We start from the raw sequence: 19,130 nt of genomic DNA on the forward strand, positions 1-19,130 counted from the left end.
AAAAGGCACCTCGCGGTGCCTCTCATTATGAAAGACCATTTCACGCCTACTACCCTACTCCATAATATGGTCCTATTTTATTTTTTATTTGTACTTCTGCCAGTCCATATCACTCTTATTCAGTAAATATTCAAAATTATTTTCTAACTTCTTACGTTCAGCCCGCTTCGCTTCCTCGACCTGAATCCGCTCTTCCTCTTTGCGTTGCTCTTCTTCCCGCTTCAATTCTGAAGCTTGCGCCTTCAATTTGGAGAGAATCTCATCGTTCAGCAGGTCCTTTAGTGTCAGCCGGTTTATCTTGTGTTCTGGCTGCCCGCTGTTGCTGTGCCTTCTTCTTCGCCATCATTGATCACCTCTGTTTCAAGCCTACGGTAGCATATAGTCAAAACACAAGTCAACTAACCTTTATTAACTTGTGCCTCTAATCCGGCGAACAATAAATGAAGATTATATTCGAAGCTATCCTTAACCTCCAATGGTATACCAAAGCCAGAAGCCCGCTCCAGAGAAATAAATCCGTGAATCAGGCTCCTTAGCCCCCGCACAACATGAATACCCTGTTCCTCCGGCAGATGATATGGACCGAGCATCTCAAGACTGAGATGAACGATCTGTTCACTAGCTTGCTCAAGCTCCGTTCCTCGTGGATTAGGCAGAATCTGCGCTGTCTCATACAGCCCCGGATGTTCTCTGGCATAGCTCATGAAGCCATGCGAGAAAGCCAGAACAGCATCTTTTCCCGATAATCCATGAATCTTCTCAGCCAACTTCGTATACAAATCCTGCAGCGTGTGTACGGCCACCATGGTCCGCAGCTCATCCAGACTGCCGATATGATTGTACAGCGATGGCGGCTTGATCCCTAGCGCTTTGGATACGGCGGCGATCGTTACCGCCTCGCTGCCCTCAGCATCAGCAATTTGAATCGCGGCCGCCAGTACCGCTTCGCGGGTAATTCTCGCTCGGCGCGCCATGCTACATCCGCTCCTTTGCGGATGAGTTGGCCGAGCGCGAGATCGAGCGCTCGGCTTCGGCAATGGCCCGCGCGATGGAATTCGCGGGCTCAACCATCATTCGGCCATGTCCGACCGCCAGCAGCGCTGGCTTCAAGCTGGCAACCTTGCGCGCGCTGGCGAGCGCACTCTCCTTATGCCAGGTCGCCATGGCCGGGAAAGGGAACAGCGGTACCAGCGTACCGCTGACCGCAAAACCGCCGCGTGCTTGAAAAGCGTCGCCGGCGATCAGAGCCCCGCTGCGCGTATCTAGCAGCGAGATCGAGCCTGGTGTGTGCCCGGGAGTCAAGACGACCTGCAGTGAACCAATGCGATTGCCTTCTTCGAGCAGCACATCCGGAACCGTCTTGATCCCCTTCGGCACGCTTCCACGGATCTTGAATTGTGGTTCCTCCGGCTCAAGAGAAATATCACCGCGTAGCAGCTTTGCGTCACGCGCAGATATACATACTCTCGCATCCGGGTAGAGTTCCTTTAATCCGTCCAAAGCACCTATATGATCTCCGTGCGCATGGGTCAGTACGATGTTAGTCAATGGTCGGCCAAACTCGCCAACCACCCGGCTTATCTCCTTCACACTGTATGGCAAAGCAGCATCGATCAGCGTGAGTCCGTCCTGTTCCTCCACCAAATAACAATTCACCGGAAATATCCGCGGCATGAAAGATAGCTGTATCAAATGATCTATACGAGTCGTTTTCATCAAAATACCTCCCCAATAAACTAATACCATTAGTCATAATATAAACTAATACCATTAGTTTATGCAAGTATTACTTTTTTGTGCTATGAATTGACCGTTGATTTTCTCCACTCTCGTCCGTATGATATAATATTTCGTCAGAATCAAGCTTATAAAGACCAGATGAAAGTTAGGTGATATACATGGCTTTTGGAGTACGCAGGGAAGAACTGGATGCATGGAAGAAGCTTGTCTCTCAAGGCGAGATCGCCTATCTCACACACTATTGGCTGGACGCCAGATTCCCGGGTATCACCACGGTGACGAAAGTCGGTTGCAATGACCCTGATAAGCTCGTTGCCTGGTGTGTAAAGCACGGGCTTGATCCCCGGTATATTCACAATCGGTCCCCTTTCCCCCATTTTGATCTGATCGGACCCAAGCAGCGGGAAATTCTGGAGGAAGAACAGTTGTGGGATCAGTTGCAGCGCTTCAGGCTCATATAACTTCATAAAACCTCCTCTCCCTATATCTACATTAACAAATACATTTAATTTATATTTAAATTTTCCCTTCCCATATGATTAGAAATACCTTATCCTTGAAGCTGTGTATTTATCTGTAGATGTAGAGAAGAAGAGAAAACCATATTGGAGGAAATAATCATGTCAAATGAGGCCCACGCTTCGCCCGCCGCTTCCGAGAGCTTATTCAAGAATCGGTTCTACCAGACCGTACTCATCTCGAATATCTTCTTGCAAATCGGTATCTGGGTCAGAAACTTCGCCATCCTGATGTTCGTAACCGAGAAAACCAATAGCGATCCCTTAGCGATCTCATTGATCTCAGTTGTCGAATTTGCCCCTATCTTCGTCTTTGGATTTATTGGTGGCGCCTTTGCTGATCGCTGGAAGCCGAAGCGAACGATGATCTGGTGCGACTTCTTATCCGCGTTGTCTGTGTTCGCCGTCTTAATTACGTTACAGTTCGAATCCTGGGAGACGGTATACTTAGCAACCTTCGTATCCGCGATTCTATCGCAGTTCTCTCAGCCTTCGGTTATGAAGATGTTCAAGCAGCATATTCATCCTGAAAAGGTGCAGCAGGGAATGGCCTTGTTCCAGTCCTTAATGGCCATCTTTATGGTTCTTGGACCGTCGCTCGGAATTTTCGCCTATCAGCATTTTGGTATCTATATCTCCATCGGAGTAATGGGCGTGGCTTTCCTAATCTCGGCTGTCGTTCTGTTCCGCCTTCCACCAGATATGGAGGAGGAAAAGAAGGGAAAACGCGAGACAAAAATTATGCAAGAACTGGCGGATGGATTCCGCTATGTATGGAATAGCACCACTTTGCGAGTACTCGGGATTACTTTTGCTATCGCCGGTTTCTCCGTAGGTATTATTCAGACGCTTGGCTTGTTCGTTGTTACTGAACGCTTAGGCCAGCCGAAGGAGTTTCTGCAGTTCTTGCTTATGGTAAGTGGTATTGCCATGCTTGTAGGTGGCGCGTTAGTCATGGTGATTGCGAAAAAAGTAGCACCGCAAATCCTGCTCGCCTTCGGCATGCTCGTCAGTGCATTTTGTATTCTCGGCATCGGCTGGTCAACCAGCATCCCTCTCACCTTGACCTTGCAGTTCCTCAATGGACTGACCCTGCCTTGCATTCAGATCGGTATCAATACGATGATCTTGAAATGGACTGAGCAATCCTTCGTGGGACGGGTTAATGGAGTGCTTAGCCCACTGTTCACCGGAATGATGGTCATTATGATGTCCACAGCCGCGTATTGAAGAAGCTGTTCCCGCTCACGGGAATTTACTCAATCTCCGCGATTGTCATGCTGCTCGGTGCAATTATTCTCGTGCCTATATTCAAGCACAAACCTAAGGAAGAGAATGTGGCAGCTGCTCCAGAGACCCCATAATACTTGACTTCGTATATATAACTATAAAGAGCCCTGATGCGGCCGGTAATCCGGACTGCCATCAGGGCTCCTTTTAATATATAAGGTGCTTAGTCAGCTTGCTTCTTGTTTTATTAACGTTTGTTGAAAATATCTGTGAGTACAGGAACAATCTGTGATTTACGAGATACGACACCTTTGAGCAAGGCAGTATTGTTCTCGAGCTTCACATTGTATGCTTGTTCAACCGCATCAGCCGCTTTACCAAGAGCAAGACCTACGGAATCATTATTCAAGATATCCGTTACGACGAACAGGAACAAATCAAGACCCTTACGTTCTATAATCGCACCAAGCTCAGCTTCCACTTCAGCTTGACGGGATAGCACATCATTAACGTCCACTGCATTAACTTGTGCGATCTCCACTTTAGATCCACCCATATCGAATTCCTTAGCGTCGAGTGTAATCAATTGCTGGATGCTCTTATCGCTTAGGTCTGCGCCTGCTTTGAGCATTTCCAGGCCATATTCCTCTGGATTAACACCGGCGATTTCCGCCAGTTCACGCGCTGCAGCTACATCCTGCTCAGTGCAGGTAGGAGATTTGAACAGAAGCGAGTCAGAGATAATCGCCGACAGCATAAGTCCAGCAATGTTCGCAGGAACGGAAATCCCGTTCTCCTTGTACATTTTGTTCAGGATCGTCGCCGTACAACCTACTGGTTCACAACGGTAGTACAGAGGTCCGCTTGTCTCAAAATTAGCGATCCGGTGATGGTCAATAACCTCAGCCACACGAACCTCCGTGATATCGGAAGCACTTTGCTGACGTTCATTATGGTCAACCAGAATTACATCCTTCACTTCGCTAGCAACGGTCTCGACAATACGAGGCGCTTTGAAGCCAAAACGATCCAGCGCATATTGCGTCTCCCCATTTGGAGCACCGAGAGCAACTGCTTCGACATCCCAGCCAAGCTTCGATTTCAGATCCGCATAAGCAATCGCCGAGCAGATTGTATCCGTATCCGGATTCTTATGTCCGAAAATCAATACTTTTTCCATTTGTTAACTCCCCTTTTCGTCATTCGCTTAGAAAAGTATATCCCAGAAACTGATCGACAATCAAGGGCGAGCTTGTGCAACTAAATGAACACTTTTTACGCTAAACAGGGAATATAACTGCAGTTATACAACTATTCGGATAAAATGAGGAAATAAGTGTATTTTTGCAACTATTTATGGAGAGTGTAATGGAACTGTTATCTTGTAAATTTACAATTATTTAAGTCGAATTTCAGGGAAAATTCAGCCTCATCATAGATAATAGAAAATAAAATTAGTAGTCTTACTTCTTATACAGGGGGAGCGTTCATGAAAAATCTCAAAGGCATTAAAATACTGCTGGTCGATGACGAACCGCATATTATTCAATTCCTCGAGCTTGGGCTCAGCAATGAAGGATTCGAGATTCGTACCGCCCATGATGGAATGACAGCCGTCCATTTGGCTAGTACCTTCCGTCCCCATATCGTCGTGCTTGACGTTATGATGCCCGGGATGGATGGATGGGAAGTCTGCCGTTTATTAAGAAGGGAGCTTAGCAATGTCTCCATTATTATGCTGACTGCGAAAGATGAAATAGATGATCGCGTCAAAGGACTAACGATCGGCGCCGATGATTATGTTGTTAAGCCTTTTAGCTTCGAGGAACTGCTGGCCCGAATCGGCGCGCGCCTGCGCAATCAATTTCCGGCACTATTTGGTGAAGTGTCCTACGGTCCGTTCCGCATCGATGACCGCCGGAAGGAAATCATCTATCAGGAACAGGTGCTGGATCTGTCGCCTACCGAGCATGAGCTGCTTAAATATTTACTTATCAATCACGGTATCGTGCTTAGTAAGACGACGATTCTTGATCAGGTGTGGGGATATGATTTCGGCGGTGAAGAGAATATCGTAGAGGTCTATATCCGCTCCTTGCGAGAGAAGTTGAATGATAAAGAGCACCGCCTAATCCGCACACTCCGCGGCGCCGGTTATCGTGTCGATCTGCCATGAGGATGAGTGCCCTTCGCCGATTAAAGACCTTGGTATCCCCCGTTCCCTGCGTTCTCAGCTCTTATCACGTTCCTTGTTCATTCTCGCCGCACTGCTGATACTTATAGGAGGACTGCAGTACGTTCTGATGATCGATTTCCTATATAAAAATCAGGCCGAATCGATGGGCGCGCAAATTCTCCGTATCCCTAGAGAGATCCTTGAGCAAATAGAGCTCTATCCGAATTATCCTACTGGGCCTGCAAATCCGAACAGCTCAACGAATTCAACGAGCCCGATGAATCCGATGAATCCGGGCAACTCGGATCCCAATTCACCCTTCGGAAAGAATAAGCACGGAGCGTTCCTGTTCCTGCCCGACACTTCGCTTGCGATTATCAAGTCGGACGGCGGATTCCTTAACCGCTCTGAGCAATCAGGATTACCGGCTCCGCAATTATCCTCAGAACAATATGGGTCAATTCGCGATAATCTTAGGGAGGAGCGATCCGGTAAGTACAGGATCGTCAAGGACGATAACGGAAATGAACAATTGGTCGTATTCCGTCCGCTCTCAGGACCAGGAGACTGGAATGACATTGTCCAGTTGGGAGTATTAGCGGCTCCGCTGAAGTCCATGGCACTACGCCAGTTATCTATATTTATCTCCTTGGCGATATTGGCCATGATTGGCGGCCTCATGCTCTATCTCCCTGTACTCAAGCGTACCTTGAAGCCGCTTGATCAGATGGTGAAGACCGTGGAGGAGATCAACGCAGGAAACCTCGATCATCGCTTCCCTGCCTCACTGGGACAGACGGAGATTGACCGTTTGGCTTCATCCTTCAACGGCATGCTGGAACGCCTTGAGTGTTCCTTCAAATCGGAGAGAGAGGCCAAAGAACAGATGAGGCGCTTTATTGCCGACGCTTCCCACGAGCTTAGAACTCCGCTAACCTCGATTCATGGCTTCCTGGAAGTGTTGCTGCGCGGCGCAGCCGAAAGGCCCGATCAGCTATATCCTGCCCTGAACAGTATGCTGGGCGAGTCGAAACGGATGAAGAAGCTGGTTGAGGATCTGCTGATGCTGGCCAAGCTGGATCGGACCCCGGTCGTCCAACGATCTGATGTGTCATTGGATGCCCTAATCTCCGAGATGGAGCCTCATCTGCACATACTTGCCGGAGAACGGACCGTCAGCTTCCAGATCGAACCGCATCTCCACGCGATGTGCGACAGCGATAAGATCAAACAGGTTGTTCTCAATCTCTTCCATAATGCCGTCCAACATACAGACCCGGTCAGCGGTACGATCAGCATTACTCTGTCCAGTCAGAACAAATATGCAGTCATCGCTGTCAAGGATAATGGAGCAGGGATTGGCGGTGATCATCTGCCCCATATCTTCGAGCGTTTCTATCGTAGTGACACTTCCCGCGCACGTACGCATGGCGGATTCGGACTAGGGCTATCGATTACGCAATCGATCATCTCCGCACATGGCGGGGATATCCGCGTAACAAGCCTGAAGGGTCATGGCTCGACCTTCGAAGTCTACCTTCCTTCCTTATAAGAAATAAAGGCCGGGGGCGTTAAGCATCATCATTGAATGCTTAACGCTCCCGGCCTTCTATATCTTGGTTGTTACTCCATTCCTCCAATAACAAACTGCTTATACTTGCCGTAATCACTCAATCGGCATTCCAAATATATCTTTGTCCCTTCTTCTTCATAGGAGGTCTCGAGAATGCTGGCATGCTCGTTCAAATATGATACGACAGTGCCCTGATCATACGGGATTAGCATATAGCAGCAGATATAATCTTTGAAGACCTGCCGGCGAATTTGCTCTACTAGTTCGGAGATCCCAACTCTGCTCTTAGCGGCCATGTACACCTTATCCCCTATTACCTCAGGGATGCTGTGATCCGTCAAATCCGATTTATTATAAGCGTAGATTGTCGGAATATCTGTTACACCGATCTCCTTCAGCGTATCATTTGTAATCTGGATTAGCCGTTCAAATTCCGGATTAGCATAATCCACAACATGAATGAGCAGATCCGCCTCTGCTACTTCCTCCAATGTAGAACGGAACGCCTTCACCAGATGATGAGGCAGCTTGCTGACGAAGCCTACCGTATCCGTGAGCAAGAACGATTTGTTATCCTGCAACGGAATACTGCGTACCGATGTCTCCAGCGTAGCGAACAGCATATCCTTCTCGAACACCTGCTTCTCTTGAGACGGATTATAGGCCTCCAGCATAGCATTCATAATCGTCGATTTACCTGCATTCGTATATCCAACAAGCGAGACAACCGGAACATCGTTCTTCTTGCGCTGCTTGCGCTGGATCTGACGATGGGCAACCAACACTTCCAGTTCCTTGCTCAGCATCGTAATCTTCTCTTCAATTCGTCTGCGGTCCAGCTCAAGCTTTGTCTCCCCTACACCGCGGTTCTTCGTACCAACCCCGCCACCCTGACGTCCCAGTGATTCGCGCAGGCCAACCAGGCGTGGCAGCATATATTTCAATTGCGCCACCTCAACCTGAAGCTGAGCCTCCCTCGTCTTGGCCCGCCTTGCAAAGATATCAAGAATGAGTATCGTCCGATCAATAACTTTGCATTTCAGTTCGGATTCAAGATTGCGTATTTGCGACGGAGACAACTCATCATTGAAAATAACGAGATTGCCTTCATTCCCCTCAAGCAGCGCGGTGACCTCCAGAATCTTCCCCGTCCCAATGTAGTGGGACGGATTCACCTTAGGCAGATTTTGCGATAATGTTCCCACAACCTCTACCTCACATGCCTCCGTCAAGTTCGCCAATTCCTCCATCGAATAGGCGAAATCATCCTGATTATTCAGATTGACACCGACCAGAACCGCCCTCTGTTCCAACTGCACCAATTGTTCCATATATCGTATTCCTCCTTATTTTACATCAAATAAAAAAACACAGACCTCTGGCTGTGCTATGGTACAAACGGTGCAGCAAACAAGAAGACACCTGCAGACCTATCACTGCAAGTGAATCTCAAAGCGGCATATTCTATTATAAAGGTTCCCTTTATGATAGCACACCTATCCCGTTCGCCCTGCACAGGACAGAGCCTTTGAGCAGTATTCAATTAGCCGCGCAAAGTAGTAAGACGGAATTTAATGTACAACACTAGGAACCCTCCGTTCATGTAAATTATATACATATTACCATACTTTAAAACTCTGTACAATGACACCCTCCGGTAAAGACGATTATAATCATGTTGATGAAATGTAAATTTTTTACTGTTATTGTTTTTTTATTTTAAGTATCCTATGAGCAATTCAATCATTAAAAATTCACTACAGAAGATTGGAGGAACCTAGGTATGGTATCTGGTTTCGATGGCTTCGGGTCCTCGCCCTTTGGCGGAATAGACAACTTCATGTTTACCGGTATTCCCATCTTTATCGGAATCATATTTGTCATCGTCATCATTATGTTTATTGTCAACGGAGCGAAGTACGTTAAGAACGCCACCTCAACCCGTGAATCCACATTTGTCAGAATCGTATCCAAACGGATGGATGTACGTCACAGCTCGAATATGAATGACCATAATTCCTTCTCCTCTTCTCACACTTATTATTACATTACTCTGGAATTTGAGAACGGGGAACGCAAAGAATATTTAGATGTGAAAAATCTATACGGTCTCGTCGCCGAAGGAGATGAAGGCTACGCGGCTATTCAAGGCGATTGGATCGTCGCATTTGAACGGAGTATCCCACAACAGGAGCGCTCCTCCCGATACTAATAACAGCTCATGGGATTTGGTTATACCATATAACTAAAAAGCCGAGAGAATTCAGTCCTCTATGACCCAATTCTCCCGGCGTACTCTACTTTATTTCGTTTCCTTCACTCAGACTTAACCTCAATAAGCTATCCAACCACCATCAGCTGCGATGACCGTACCATTGACGAAACTGGAGTCATCTGATGCAAGGAAGAGAGCCACCTTAGCAATTTCCTCTGATTCTCCTACTCTTGGATTTATGTTCATACCCACCATCGCTCTTTGCATCCCGAATTCATTCGGCTGATTGATCGTAGTCGATATATTCGTATTAACGGCGCCCGGCGCTATCGCATTACAGCGAATGCCCTTCTGAGCATATTGGAATCCGACGTTCTTCGTCAAACCGACTACGGCGTGCTTAGCTGCGGTATAAGCGGCTCCTGCTCTTGAGCCCATCAGTCCGCCAGCAGAGGCAACATTAATGATAACCCCGTTCCCTTTCTCAAGGAAAATCGGCAAAGCCTTTCTGATCGCGCGCATAGGGCCTGTAGTATTAACTGCAAATACTCTATCCCATAGCTCATCCGTCAAGTCAGCAGCAGGAACAAAATTATCCATAATGCCCGCGTTGTTGACTAGAATGTCCAGAGTACCATAAGTACTTACTACCGTATCGATCAAATTCTGAATATCCGCTTCCTGAGCCACATTCGCAACAACTGCGATTGCTTCGCCACCACTTGCTACGATGTCTTCAACCGTTGCGTTCGCCGCCTCCAGATTCAAATCCGATACAATGACCTTCGCGCCTTCCGCTGCATATAGCTTAGCAATCGCCTTGCCCATACCGGATGCTGCACCTGTAACTACCGCTACCTTGCCTTGAAGTTTCATTGAATATGCCTCCTTCTGATTTTTACATTACACATTTTAATTATACAATTGTTAATTTTTATATTATATAAATATCGCAATTTTATACTCGTTTATTTGCTAGAAAAGTGACAGAACAGAGAATCTTACCCTAAAAAAACTCCACAAAGGAATCAGGAGTAGGAATGCAGACCGTGCGCTCATCTAATGCTGTACTGAACAAGAAGAACCTTCAAAGTACCCCTGAAATTTCGGGAGTATTCTGAAGGTTCTTTATCATGGAAAATGAAACTATCGTGCCTGATATAATCAGTTGTCTTTACTAAGCGGTTTCTACAGGCTCAAGCAACCCCATCTCTAGGCATGCCTGAATCGAGAGCACCTTGTCACCTGCAGCAAATTGGATCTCAATCCGGTCCTCATATACTTTCGAGATGACCCCTTCGTCAAAGCGTGAATGCCTAACCTTCTTGCCGACGATAAAGTCATTCGCACTATGGATCGCGTTCGGGCGATAGACGACCTCCGGCTTCTTCAGCTTCACTGTAGATTTCTCCCCCTGCACTATCCGTGGAGCTGTCGGATTCACAATCCTCCGGATGTCATTCACAAAGCGAGACTCCACGGCCTTCTTGCCCTCCCGCTCCTGATAGGTTACCAAATTCAGCGTGCGCTTTGCCCGTGTCATACCTACATAGAACAGACGGGTCGCTTCCTCCATCTGGGCAAGATCCTCAGATTGATCCTTCAAATCCTCGTAGGATGGCAAAATTCCATCAACCAAATCGATCATATAGACTCGGTCGAACTCCAACCCTTTAGCACTGTGTAACGTCGACAAGGTTACGACATTCTGACCCCTCCGTCGCTTCGCTGTCTTCTGAAGTGACTCCAAATATTTGAGCCGGGCGGCGAACTCTTCCATCGTTGATAGAGGAGCTGCGATTTGCTCTAGTGTGTTCAGAATACCAATGAGTGTCTCTTGACGGAAACCGAGGCGTTCACACATCTTCTCCAACGCCTTCTCATAACCGAGACGACCACGGATAATCTGAATGGCAGGCTTCGGCGACATTCCACGCATCTGCTGGAACGTCTCCTTGCTCTCTTGCAGCAGCTTCACTTGATATTCCTGCAATGGTACATGGTTCAGCAGGTTGTCGAAGACCGATTCCTGATTGTGAATCAGCTTGACCTCCTGCATCTGCCTTTTACTGATATAACCATTGAACTTCATGTGAATCTTCTCAAAGACATTGATTCGTTTATCGGTATACGTAAGCCGCATGAAGTTCAGCACATCCTCAACGACCCAGTGGGAGAAGAAGCGTAAGTCGGAGTCCTTCAGATAGAAGGGGATTCCGGCCAGATCAAGTGCATTCATTAATCCGACAGAGGAAGAATTGTTACGATACAGAATCGCGATCTCCGCCAGATTCTCCTCCCTTGCGATCTCACGTACTAAATAGTCGCCCTGCCCAATATCATCAGTCAGACTGGTGAAACGGATGGGCTCATGCGGAGGGTTATGGGTGAACATATTTTTATTGTATCGATGTTTGTTGCGCTTGATAAAGCGGTTTGCGGCGTGAACCACGTCTCTGGATGAACGATAATTCTGCTCCATATATAAGATTTGCGCCTTGGGAAATACTTGTTTGAAATCGAGTAAATAAGATGGTTCAGCGCCCCGCCAGCTATAGATCGACTGATCATCATCAGCAACGACACACAGATTGTGATGGCGCTGCACAAGCTTCTCGATAATAGCATGCTGCACAAGCGAGGTATCCTGGCTCTCATCGGTTAGCACATAATCATACCTCTGCTGGTACTTCCTCAGCAACGAGGCATCCTCTTCCAATGCTCTATTTGCGAGCGTCAGCATATCATCGAAGTCAAGCAGCAGCCTTGAGCTGTCCCGGCATTTGAACTCTTCATAAGCCCGGAAGATCTGTTCCGCCTTGGGAACATCAACTTTAACCTCTGACCATTGCTCGGCAGGCAGCATCTTGTTCTTAATATAGCTAATATAGGTCGTCAACTCGTCCATCTGATCATCCGTGATGTTATCTGAGTGAAGAGATTGATAGATTTGCCGCAAAATAATTCTCTTGTGCAGCGGCAGCTGCTCCGCTTCGGCCCCATCTTCATCCTCCGGATCGATATGCCCTTCGATGATCTGAAAGTCGATACGACACTTCCGCAAATAATCTCTGACCACTTCAAAGGCAAAACTGTGAATCGTAGAAAATTGTACGGGAGCCAGTTCCGGGAAAAAGGAGCTGAACCGTGATTTCATATCCTGAGCAGCAGCCCTACTGAACGTTACCGCCTTAATGCGCGCAGGGTGTACCCCCTTCTCCGCAATCAAATAGCCGATGCGCATAATCATCGTCGTTGTCTTGCCTGATCCGGGCGAAGCTAGCAGTAACAACGGTCCTTCGGTAAGAAGAACCGCCTCCCGCTGTACCTCATTCAATTGAATACTAAGCTCAGCCTGTTTACGATCTATAAATTGGTTAGGTCTTTCTTGATTTATTGAGCGATTATACATAAAGCACCTTTACTATTTTATCTTTTGTTGCCGATCATAACGGTAAGATCGACTGTAATCTCTGTTGGAGGATGAGCTGCGAAGTGGTTCAGCTTGCTATCTTCAGCCCGCCATACCAAAGGGGTCATAGCAAGCAAGGGTTGAACCTGCCCCGACTCCAGAGGATAAGTATAACTCACCCGCTGAACCTCAATAGGTTCAAAATGCTCCTTGAATAGCTGTATTGTCCTGTCATTGCTGAAGCTTCGCCCACTCCCTTCCCAGAGTGCCTCGCGTAGCTCACGCAGATAATAGCGATTAGGAATTACTTTGATTACGATGCCGCCTTCACACAGCAATCTATGAAAAGCATCATAATTCGCAGGAGATAGGATGTTAAGAATGACGTTAAACTGTTGGCTTACTAGTGGTGGATTGGCCAAATCGCCAACGCACCATAGAAGCTCCTTATAGCTCTTTGCCGCGGAGGCAACACCCTCTTAGCCAGGTCGATCCCGATCCCAAGCGTCGGCAGCGCCGCATTTCGACAGACCAACGAATGGATCCGCTCTAAATGCGAACCTTCTCCGCAGCCTGCGTCCAGAATTTTAAGCGTGTCATGCTCTGCCCTGGGTTCCAGCCCCTTCACAATCCTGGTGGCAATCGCTTCAGCCAGGGGCTCAAACAAACCGGACTGGCTGAGCATCTGTCTGGCTGCAAACATGGATTTATCGTACTTAGTCGCCGCAGACTGCAAGCACAAATGGATATATCCGTGCTTAGATAGATCAAAACGATGCCCATGGGGACATACTAGACTTCTTTCATCTACGAACAGTTCACGGTGGTGACAAACCGGACAATTAAAAATATGAGTATGCTGTGAAAGTAAATTAACGGCATGATTATTTTTGGACACAAAAAAACACCCCATTCATTCGTGTTTGCTGAATGAAAAAGGCACAGTCAAATAAACCTAGTCGACTTCTCATTTTTGAGAAAATAACCAAGTTCAATGTCTGTACCTCTCATTAGCGAAAACGAATGAATTGGATGATCATCCTGCAGCTCTCCTTACCATTAACAATAAACATTCACTATTATAGCATATCTCCTATGAATCAGATCAAATCACGCACATGGACTATTGCATTTGCACCTTCGGGAGATCAACTCCTGGAAGCAAGGAATCGACATCAACTCGTCGCTGACCAGTGTCAGATGACTATATCCAGATTGTCTCATAATTCTCGCTGCCTTCTTACCATGAGCCTTCGTATCAGAGATAATGATAATTTCATCATCAAAATATAAGTCATTTTTCCGAACATACCGCAATCTGCCCACCGAGATATTGAGCGCTCCCGGAACATGTGCCTCATAATAATCCACCTGGTCCCGGACATCAAGCAGCTTGAAGCTGTGCTGCTTTTCCTTTAACAGCTTGCAAAACTGCTCATCGTTGATATATCTCAGCCCCCGGACCGGTCTAATCCGCCAGGCGATAACCGCAATGACCATGCATACAATATAGTAATAGATCGTCAAGATTGCGACCTCCCGTTTATTTTACTCAATATCTCCTGACCAAGCGGACATGCCGCCGACCATATTTATTACATGATAGCCGTGTGAAGACAAATATTCGCAAGCCCTTGTGCTGCGCCCCCGCCCTGACAGACGACTATCGTCTCCTGCTGCGGGTCAAACAGATTTAAAGCACCAGGGATACTACCAAGCGGGATGTTCTTTGCATCCGGGATATGCCCTTCGGCAAACTCATCCGGCTCACGGACGTCCACAATAACAATGTGATCCCTCCGCTGCAGCCGTTCATTAACTTCATATGGAAAAATTTCTTGATATGGATTGCTCATCTCTTTTCCCTCCTAAGTATGATTCAACTTTATAATTACCAACATCCGTTTCTATATACCTATAGGGGTATAATAATAAGTTATAATTTTTTGCTCTCTGCGTCAACCGGAATATCATATGTAACCAATTTTGATGAATAAAAAAATGGATTTCCACATAATTTAGTACCAGATACTAATACTTGGTGTTATAATGAACAAAAAAAGAGGTGATCCTATGAAAGCTCAGTTCTCTCAAGCACGTATTACGGCAATTGGTACTCATGTTCCCGAACAGCGTCTAACGAATGATGATTTATCTAAGCTGGTGGACACAAATGATGAATGGATCGTACAAAGAACCGGAATGAAGGAGCGTCGGATCGCCGCTGAGCACGAATTCACCTCGGATCTCTGCATTAAGGCGGTGCAGAACCTGACAGAGCGCTATAACAAAAGCCTAGATGATGTCGACATGATTATAGTGGCAACAACAACCCCGGACTATCCATTTCCGAGTGTAGCCTGTAAAATTCAGGATCATTTCGGGATAAGCAGTACCGGTGCATTCGATTTGAACGCAACCTGTGCGGGCTTCGTATATGGTCTACATCTCGCCAACGGATTAATTTCCGCCGGCCTTCACAAGAAAATACTTGTTGTCGCCGGTGAAACGCTATCCAAGGTGACCGACTATAGTGACCGCTCCACCTGCATTCTGTTCGGGACGGGGCCGGTGCCGTTCTTGTTGAATACGATGAATCCCATCCTGGGTTCATCTCCTCAGTACTAGGAAGTAACGGGGAAGGCGGTATTCATGTATATCGCTCAGGCTTGTCCCATACTTTCAAAGGTACAGAGTTAGCCGGTAACGGAAAAATGGTACAGAACGGACGGGAAGTGTATAAATGGGCAGTGCAGACCGTATCCGCGGGAGTTAAGCAGCTCTTAAAGCAAGCGAATATGAATGTGGATGACATCGACTGGTTCGTTCCCCATAGTGCGAATCTGCGCATGATTGATTCCATCTGTGAGAAATCGGGCCTTCCGCTCGAACGGACGCTGTACAGCATGGAGTACTTTGGCAATACCTCCGCTGCTACCATCCCACTGGCGCTCGACCTCGGGGTACAACAAGGAAGTCTGAAATATGGCGATACGCTACTACTCTATGGCTTTGGGGGCGGTCTTACCCATAGCGGCCAGATCATTAAGTGGGGAGTACCCCACGTGTAATGAATCGAAAAAAACCCGGTGAAGTGGGCTTCACCGGGTTAATTATTCATCTCATGATATATCTACACCTATGGGGTATCTGCATTCTTCAAAGCATGTTCCCAACTTGGAAAATAGAACAATGCGCTTCTCATTAACTCAGGATCATGTTGCTTCACTTGCTTCTTGCTGATAGGCTCTCCATTGCTCTGAAGCTGCTTGATGCGGCTAATAACCTCATCGGCGCCCATTGAAATTTCCATCCTAATCCTCCTTTCCAAGAAGCCGTTTCTTCTATTTTCCACAATAATCCAATGGATTATTCACCTTGAAGAATATTTGTCTATCGCCTGCGTCTTCTTATGCATAGATAGCAACAGATGATTCCTAAAGTAACTACAGCAATAACGGCCCCACACACGATATAAGATCTATTTGCATCAACCAACAAGCCTCTCGCTGTACCAATATCCTCATGATCGGTAAGCTTCACTTCTCTATTATCGAGAAAGGCGGATTCATCGCTAGTAAGAGCGGTAACCTTCTTCGTTGGTGCACATAGCGGATTCTCCCAACCTTGCCCCTCTTTGTAAGTAAGAAAGAACAGATACTCTTCATGAGGAACGCTTGGTCCCGATAGAGCCCCCAGGTTTTATCCTCAACAATCACCAATTTCTCTTCCGTAATCCCCTTAAAGCTTCTCTTGATTGACAACTTGACCTGGTTGTTCTCCCTCTTCTCCTTGACGCTCTCCACCTGTCCGATGACTACACCATCGTACTTTCGATAGGCTTCGGGGATGCTGTACATAACAGCGCATGATAAGGCCAATGTCTGCTGTGTATATAACGGATTAATAAGCAACAGTATGAATAGAACTAACCCTATCTTCTTCATCGTAGCCCTCCTTTTATGGTTAGGACGCATTAAATCTAGGGAAAGGTTGCAGGTTCTAAATAACAAATAATAAATAGGGCATAGATGTCAGATCTTCATCTCATAATATGAACATTCCAATCGAAGAAGGTGTGCATCACGATGAGCAAGAAGATGAGTCTGCTCATGTTCAGCGGAGAGTATGATAAAGCGATGGCCGGGCTGATTCTGGCCAATTCGGCGCAAGATATGGATATTGAAGTGACGATGTTCTTTAGCTTCTGGGGGCTGTTCCTCATTAGAGATCCTGATAAGATGACCTTGGAGGATAAATCGCTCTATGAAAAAATTATGAGCCTAGCAACGCCCAAAGGTCCTGAGCAGCTGCCGTTATCCAAAATGAACTTCAGCGGGCTAGGCAAATGGATGCTTGAAGAAATGATAGAGGATCAAGAGGCCCCTAAGCTCGTTCATTTCTTAAAGGGTGCACGCAAGAAGAACATTAAGTTCTCCGCCTGCAAGCTATCCGTAGAAATAATGGGCTTAAAGCCTGAAGAATTCCTATCCGGAGTAGAAATCGTCGACGCCCAGAGCTACTTAAGAGATGCCCTGGAGTCTGACATTCAACTGTTTATTTAGAGGTAGTTCAAAAAGTTACACAGCAATAGATAAAGCGATATTCCCGCAACCCGGGTATATCGCTTTTTTTCTTGGAAAATACAAAAAATCGAGTCTGGGCATTCGCCCCTAGCACTACCTCCGGCATATACTGAGTCATCAATGAAGTGAGCGAGGAACGAATGCTATGTTGAAAAATGCAACTCATGCATCTGATGTAATCAGCGTCAATAATCCCGAGGCCCTTGAAGCGCATTTTCTTCCTTTTCGACTCAGAACGATCGGAATCCAGCAGACCTATCCCACTCCCTATGGTAAGCAAAAGATGATCTATGCCGATTGGACAGCAAGCGGACGATTGTACGGACCGATTGAAGCGGCGATTACTGAACAGTTCGGCCTTATATGGCCAATACTCATAGCGAGTCTAGTCTAACGGGCCAGACGATATCCCAGGCCTACAAAATGGCTCGTCAAATCATCAAGCAGCATGTTAACGCCGGTCCTGACGACATCTTGATGTTGACTGGTTCGGGAATGACCTCGGGCATTAATAAACTGCAGCGTTTGCTTGGTCTTAAGGTGCCTGAATGGCAGACCGCTTCACTTGGATTTACGGAAAGAGATCGTCCCGTCATCTTTGTCAGCCATATGGAGCATCATTCCAACCATATCTCTTGGGCTGAGACGATTGGAGATGTCATCATGCTTGAGCCCGGGGAGGATGGAGAAGTAAGCCCCGCCCAATTGGAGCGATCGCTGAACCTTTACAAGCACCGCTATTTTAAGATTGGTGCTTTCACTGCCTGCTCCAATGTAACCGGAAGAACGACCCCTATCATCAGTTAGCTAAGGTCATGCATCAGCATAGAGGAATATGTATCGTCGATTTTGCCGCATCCGCTCCGTATGTGCCCATCGATATGCATCCTGCGCAGCCTCTAGAACAGCTGGACGGCATCCTCTTCTCACCGCATAAATTTCTTGGTGGCCCTGGTACAGCTGGTGTTTTGATCGTACGCAACTCCCTATGTGGCCATCGAATTCCCGATCATGTCGGTGGCGGTACCGTCGATTGGGTGAACCCTTGGGGCACAAAGCATTATGTCCGTGATATGGAGAGCCGTGAGGATGGCGGCACCCCTCCGATCATACAGACGATCAAGACCGCACTATGTATGAAGTTAAAGGATAAAATGAGACCGGAGCTGATATTAGCTCGCGAGCATCAACTGACTGGCCGTTTGCTCCGTGGGCTTGAGCAGATTCCTGGCGTTGATGTATTGGATGCGAACTCCGAGGATCGTCTGGGCATCGTCTCATGGATTATCCAGGGGTACCACTACAATCTTGTCGTGAAGCTGCTGAGTGACCGCTTTGGCATTCAGGCACGAGGCGGCTGTTCCTGTGCCTGCCCTTATGGCCACTACTTACTTGGTATTACCCCCGAGCTCTCTCACTTTATTGAGCAGAGTGTCATTAATGGAGATTATTCCCTAAAGCCCGGCTGGATACGTACATCACTTCATCCGATTATGACGTTACAGGAAGTTGACGATATCATCCACGCGGTAACAGAAATAGCCCGTCATATCGAGACCTGGCAGCATGATTATATTTATAATCCGCTCACCAATGACTGGTCTCATATGCACGGGCAATTCATACCGGACGTCGCAGCCATATATGAAAATTCGCTTTTGATCACGAAGTGAACCAAGA

At 47.0% G+C, this 19,130-nt stretch carries 20 protein-coding genes and 2 pseudogenes; 9 read left to right on the forward strand and 13 right to left on the reverse strand.

Annotation, left to right across the window (positions count from 1 at the left end; translation table 11 throughout):
* Positions 1-84: 84 nt before the first annotated feature.
* The 3 genes from RE628_RS29860 to RE628_RS24770 form a co-directional block, all read right to left on the reverse strand.
* Entirely contained in the window at positions 85-246 is a 162-nt protein-coding gene (locus RE628_RS29860) for a DUF3886 domain-containing protein (RefSeq protein WP_375143005.1), read from the reverse strand.
* Positions 247-398: 152 nt separating this feature from the next.
* A complete protein-coding gene (locus RE628_RS24765) occupies positions 399-974 on the reverse strand; it encodes a TetR/AcrR family transcriptional regulator (protein ID WP_309155838.1) in 576 nt (191 codons plus the stop codon).
* 1 nt (position 975) lies between these two features.
* The gene (locus tag RE628_RS24770) at positions 976-1,716 is read right to left on the reverse strand and encodes an MBL fold metallo-hydrolase (RefSeq protein ID WP_309155840.1); all 741 of its coding nucleotides are present in this window, start codon (positions 1,714-1,716) and stop codon (positions 976-978) included.
* Positions 1,717-1,898: 182 nt separating this feature from the next.
* On the opposite strand from RE628_RS24770, the gene RE628_RS24775 reads away from it, so the two are divergent.
* From RE628_RS24775 to RE628_RS24785, 3 genes are all read left to right on the forward strand, one after another.
* On the forward strand, positions 1,899-2,201 hold the full coding sequence (locus tag RE628_RS24775) for a hypothetical protein (protein WP_309155841.1): 303 nt from the start codon (positions 1,899-1,901) through the stop codon (positions 2,199-2,201).
* Between the two features lie 159 nt (positions 2,202-2,360).
* Complete coding sequence (locus RE628_RS24780) at positions 2,361-3,488, forward strand: MFS transporter (RefSeq protein ID WP_309155843.1); 1,128 nt, start codon at positions 2,361-2,363, stop codon at positions 3,486-3,488.
* The gene (locus tag RE628_RS24785) at positions 3,485-3,622 is read left to right on the forward strand and encodes a hypothetical protein (RefSeq protein ID WP_309155845.1); all 138 of its coding nucleotides are present in this window, start codon (positions 3,485-3,487) and stop codon (positions 3,620-3,622) included. The genes RE628_RS24780 and RE628_RS24785 overlap by 4 nt, the downstream gene beginning before the upstream one ends.
* Before the next feature lie 113 nt (positions 3,623-3,735).
* Here RE628_RS24785 and RE628_RS24790 read toward each other — a convergent pair whose 3' ends face one another.
* The gene (locus RE628_RS24790; RefSeq protein ID WP_309155847.1) at positions 3,736-4,668 is read right to left on the reverse strand and encodes a manganese-dependent inorganic pyrophosphatase; all 933 of its coding nucleotides are present in this window, start codon (positions 4,666-4,668) and stop codon (positions 3,736-3,738) included.
* A gap of 309 nt (positions 4,669-4,977) precedes the next feature.
* Between RE628_RS24790 and RE628_RS24795 the strand changes: the two genes are divergently transcribed.
* Both RE628_RS24795 and RE628_RS24800 read left to right on the forward strand, forming a co-directional pair.
* Complete coding sequence (locus tag RE628_RS24795; protein WP_309155849.1) at positions 4,978-5,664, forward strand: response regulator transcription factor; 687 nt, start codon at positions 4,978-4,980, stop codon at positions 5,662-5,664.
* Positions 5,648-7,216, forward strand: coding sequence for a sensor histidine kinase (locus RE628_RS24800; RefSeq protein WP_309155851.1), 1,569 nt, complete (start codon positions 5,648-5,650; stop codon positions 7,214-7,216). Before RE628_RS24795 ends, RE628_RS24800 begins: the two co-directional genes overlap by 17 nt.
* 71 nt (positions 7,217-7,287) lie before the next feature.
* Here the strand turns inward: RE628_RS24800 and hflX are convergent, their stop codons facing one another.
* Positions 7,288-8,559, reverse strand: a complete 1,272-nt coding sequence (hflX, locus tag RE628_RS24805) for a GTPase HflX (protein ID WP_375143135.1) — start codon at positions 8,557-8,559, stop codon at positions 7,288-7,290.
* A 461-nt stretch (positions 8,560-9,020) separates the two neighbouring features.
* Between hflX and RE628_RS24810 the strand changes: the two genes are divergently transcribed.
* Positions 9,021-9,449 carry a DUF2500 domain-containing protein gene (locus RE628_RS24810; protein ID WP_309155856.1) on the forward strand — a complete coding sequence of 143 codons (429 nt, stop codon included), beginning with the start codon at positions 9,021-9,023 and terminating at the stop codon, positions 9,447-9,449.
* Positions 9,450-9,569: 120 nt separating this feature from the next.
* Here RE628_RS24810 and RE628_RS24815 read toward each other — a convergent pair whose 3' ends face one another.
* The 6 genes from RE628_RS24815 to RE628_RS24840 all read right to left on the reverse strand — a co-directional run bounded on the left by RE628_RS24815 (position 9,570) and on the right by RE628_RS24840 (position 14,720).
* Positions 9,570-10,328: an SDR family oxidoreductase gene (locus RE628_RS24815; protein ID WP_309155858.1), complete on the reverse strand. Its 759-nt coding sequence runs from the start codon at positions 10,326-10,328 to the stop codon at positions 9,570-9,572.
* 301 nt (positions 10,329-10,629) lie between these two features.
* On the reverse strand, positions 10,630-12,864 hold the full coding sequence (locus tag RE628_RS24820; protein WP_309155860.1) for an ATP-dependent helicase: 2,235 nt from the start codon (positions 12,862-12,864) through the stop codon (positions 10,630-10,632).
* A gap of 17 nt (positions 12,865-12,881) precedes the next feature.
* Positions 12,882-13,286: a class I SAM-dependent methyltransferase gene (locus RE628_RS24825; RefSeq protein ID WP_309155861.1), complete on the reverse strand. Its 405-nt coding sequence runs from the start codon at positions 13,284-13,286 to the stop codon at positions 12,882-12,884.
* Positions 13,268-13,762, reverse strand: coding sequence for a putative RNA methyltransferase (locus RE628_RS24830; RefSeq protein WP_309155863.1), 495 nt, complete (start codon positions 13,760-13,762; stop codon positions 13,268-13,270). Before RE628_RS24830 ends, RE628_RS24825 begins: the two co-directional genes overlap by 19 nt.
* A gap of 212 nt (positions 13,763-13,974) precedes the next feature.
* Positions 13,975-14,391 (reverse strand): rhodanese-like domain-containing protein, encoded by a 417-nt coding sequence (locus RE628_RS24835; RefSeq protein WP_309155864.1) that lies wholly within the window; start codon positions 14,389-14,391, stop codon positions 13,975-13,977.
* A gap of 68 nt (positions 14,392-14,459) precedes the next feature.
* Positions 14,460-14,720, reverse strand: a complete 261-nt coding sequence (locus RE628_RS24840) for a rhodanese-like domain-containing protein (RefSeq protein WP_375143006.1) — start codon at positions 14,718-14,720, stop codon at positions 14,460-14,462.
* 217 nt (positions 14,721-14,937) lie between these two features.
* Here RE628_RS24840 and RE628_RS24845 point away from each other — a divergent pair.
* Positions 14,938-15,935, forward strand: a pseudogene (locus RE628_RS24845) (ketoacyl-ACP synthase III).
* A gap of 68 nt (positions 15,936-16,003) precedes the next feature.
* Here the strand turns inward: RE628_RS24845 and RE628_RS24850 are convergent.
* The gene (locus RE628_RS24850; protein WP_309155867.1) at positions 16,004-16,177 is read right to left on the reverse strand and encodes a hypothetical protein; all 174 of its coding nucleotides are present in this window, start codon (positions 16,175-16,177) and stop codon (positions 16,004-16,006) included.
* 226 nt (positions 16,178-16,403) lie between these two features.
* Entirely contained in the window at positions 16,404-16,811 is a 408-nt protein-coding gene (locus tag RE628_RS24855) for a hypothetical protein (protein ID WP_309155868.1), read from the reverse strand.
* Positions 16,812-16,952: 141 nt separating this feature from the next.
* Between RE628_RS24855 and RE628_RS24860 the strand changes: the two genes are divergently transcribed.
* Complete coding sequence (locus RE628_RS24860) at positions 16,953-17,429, forward strand: DsrE/DsrF/DrsH-like family protein (protein WP_309155870.1); 477 nt, start codon at positions 16,953-16,955, stop codon at positions 17,427-17,429.
* A gap of 166 nt (positions 17,430-17,595) precedes the next feature.
* Positions 17,596-19,123: pseudogene (locus RE628_RS24865) on the forward strand (aminotransferase class V-fold PLP-dependent enzyme).
* Positions 19,124-19,130: the final 7 nt, after the last annotated feature.

The sequence above is a fragment of the Paenibacillus sp. D2_2 genome, from assembly GCF_031199965.1.
In the GTDB taxonomy this organism is placed as follows: domain Bacteria; phylum Bacillota; class Bacilli; order Paenibacillales; family Paenibacillaceae; genus Fontibacillus.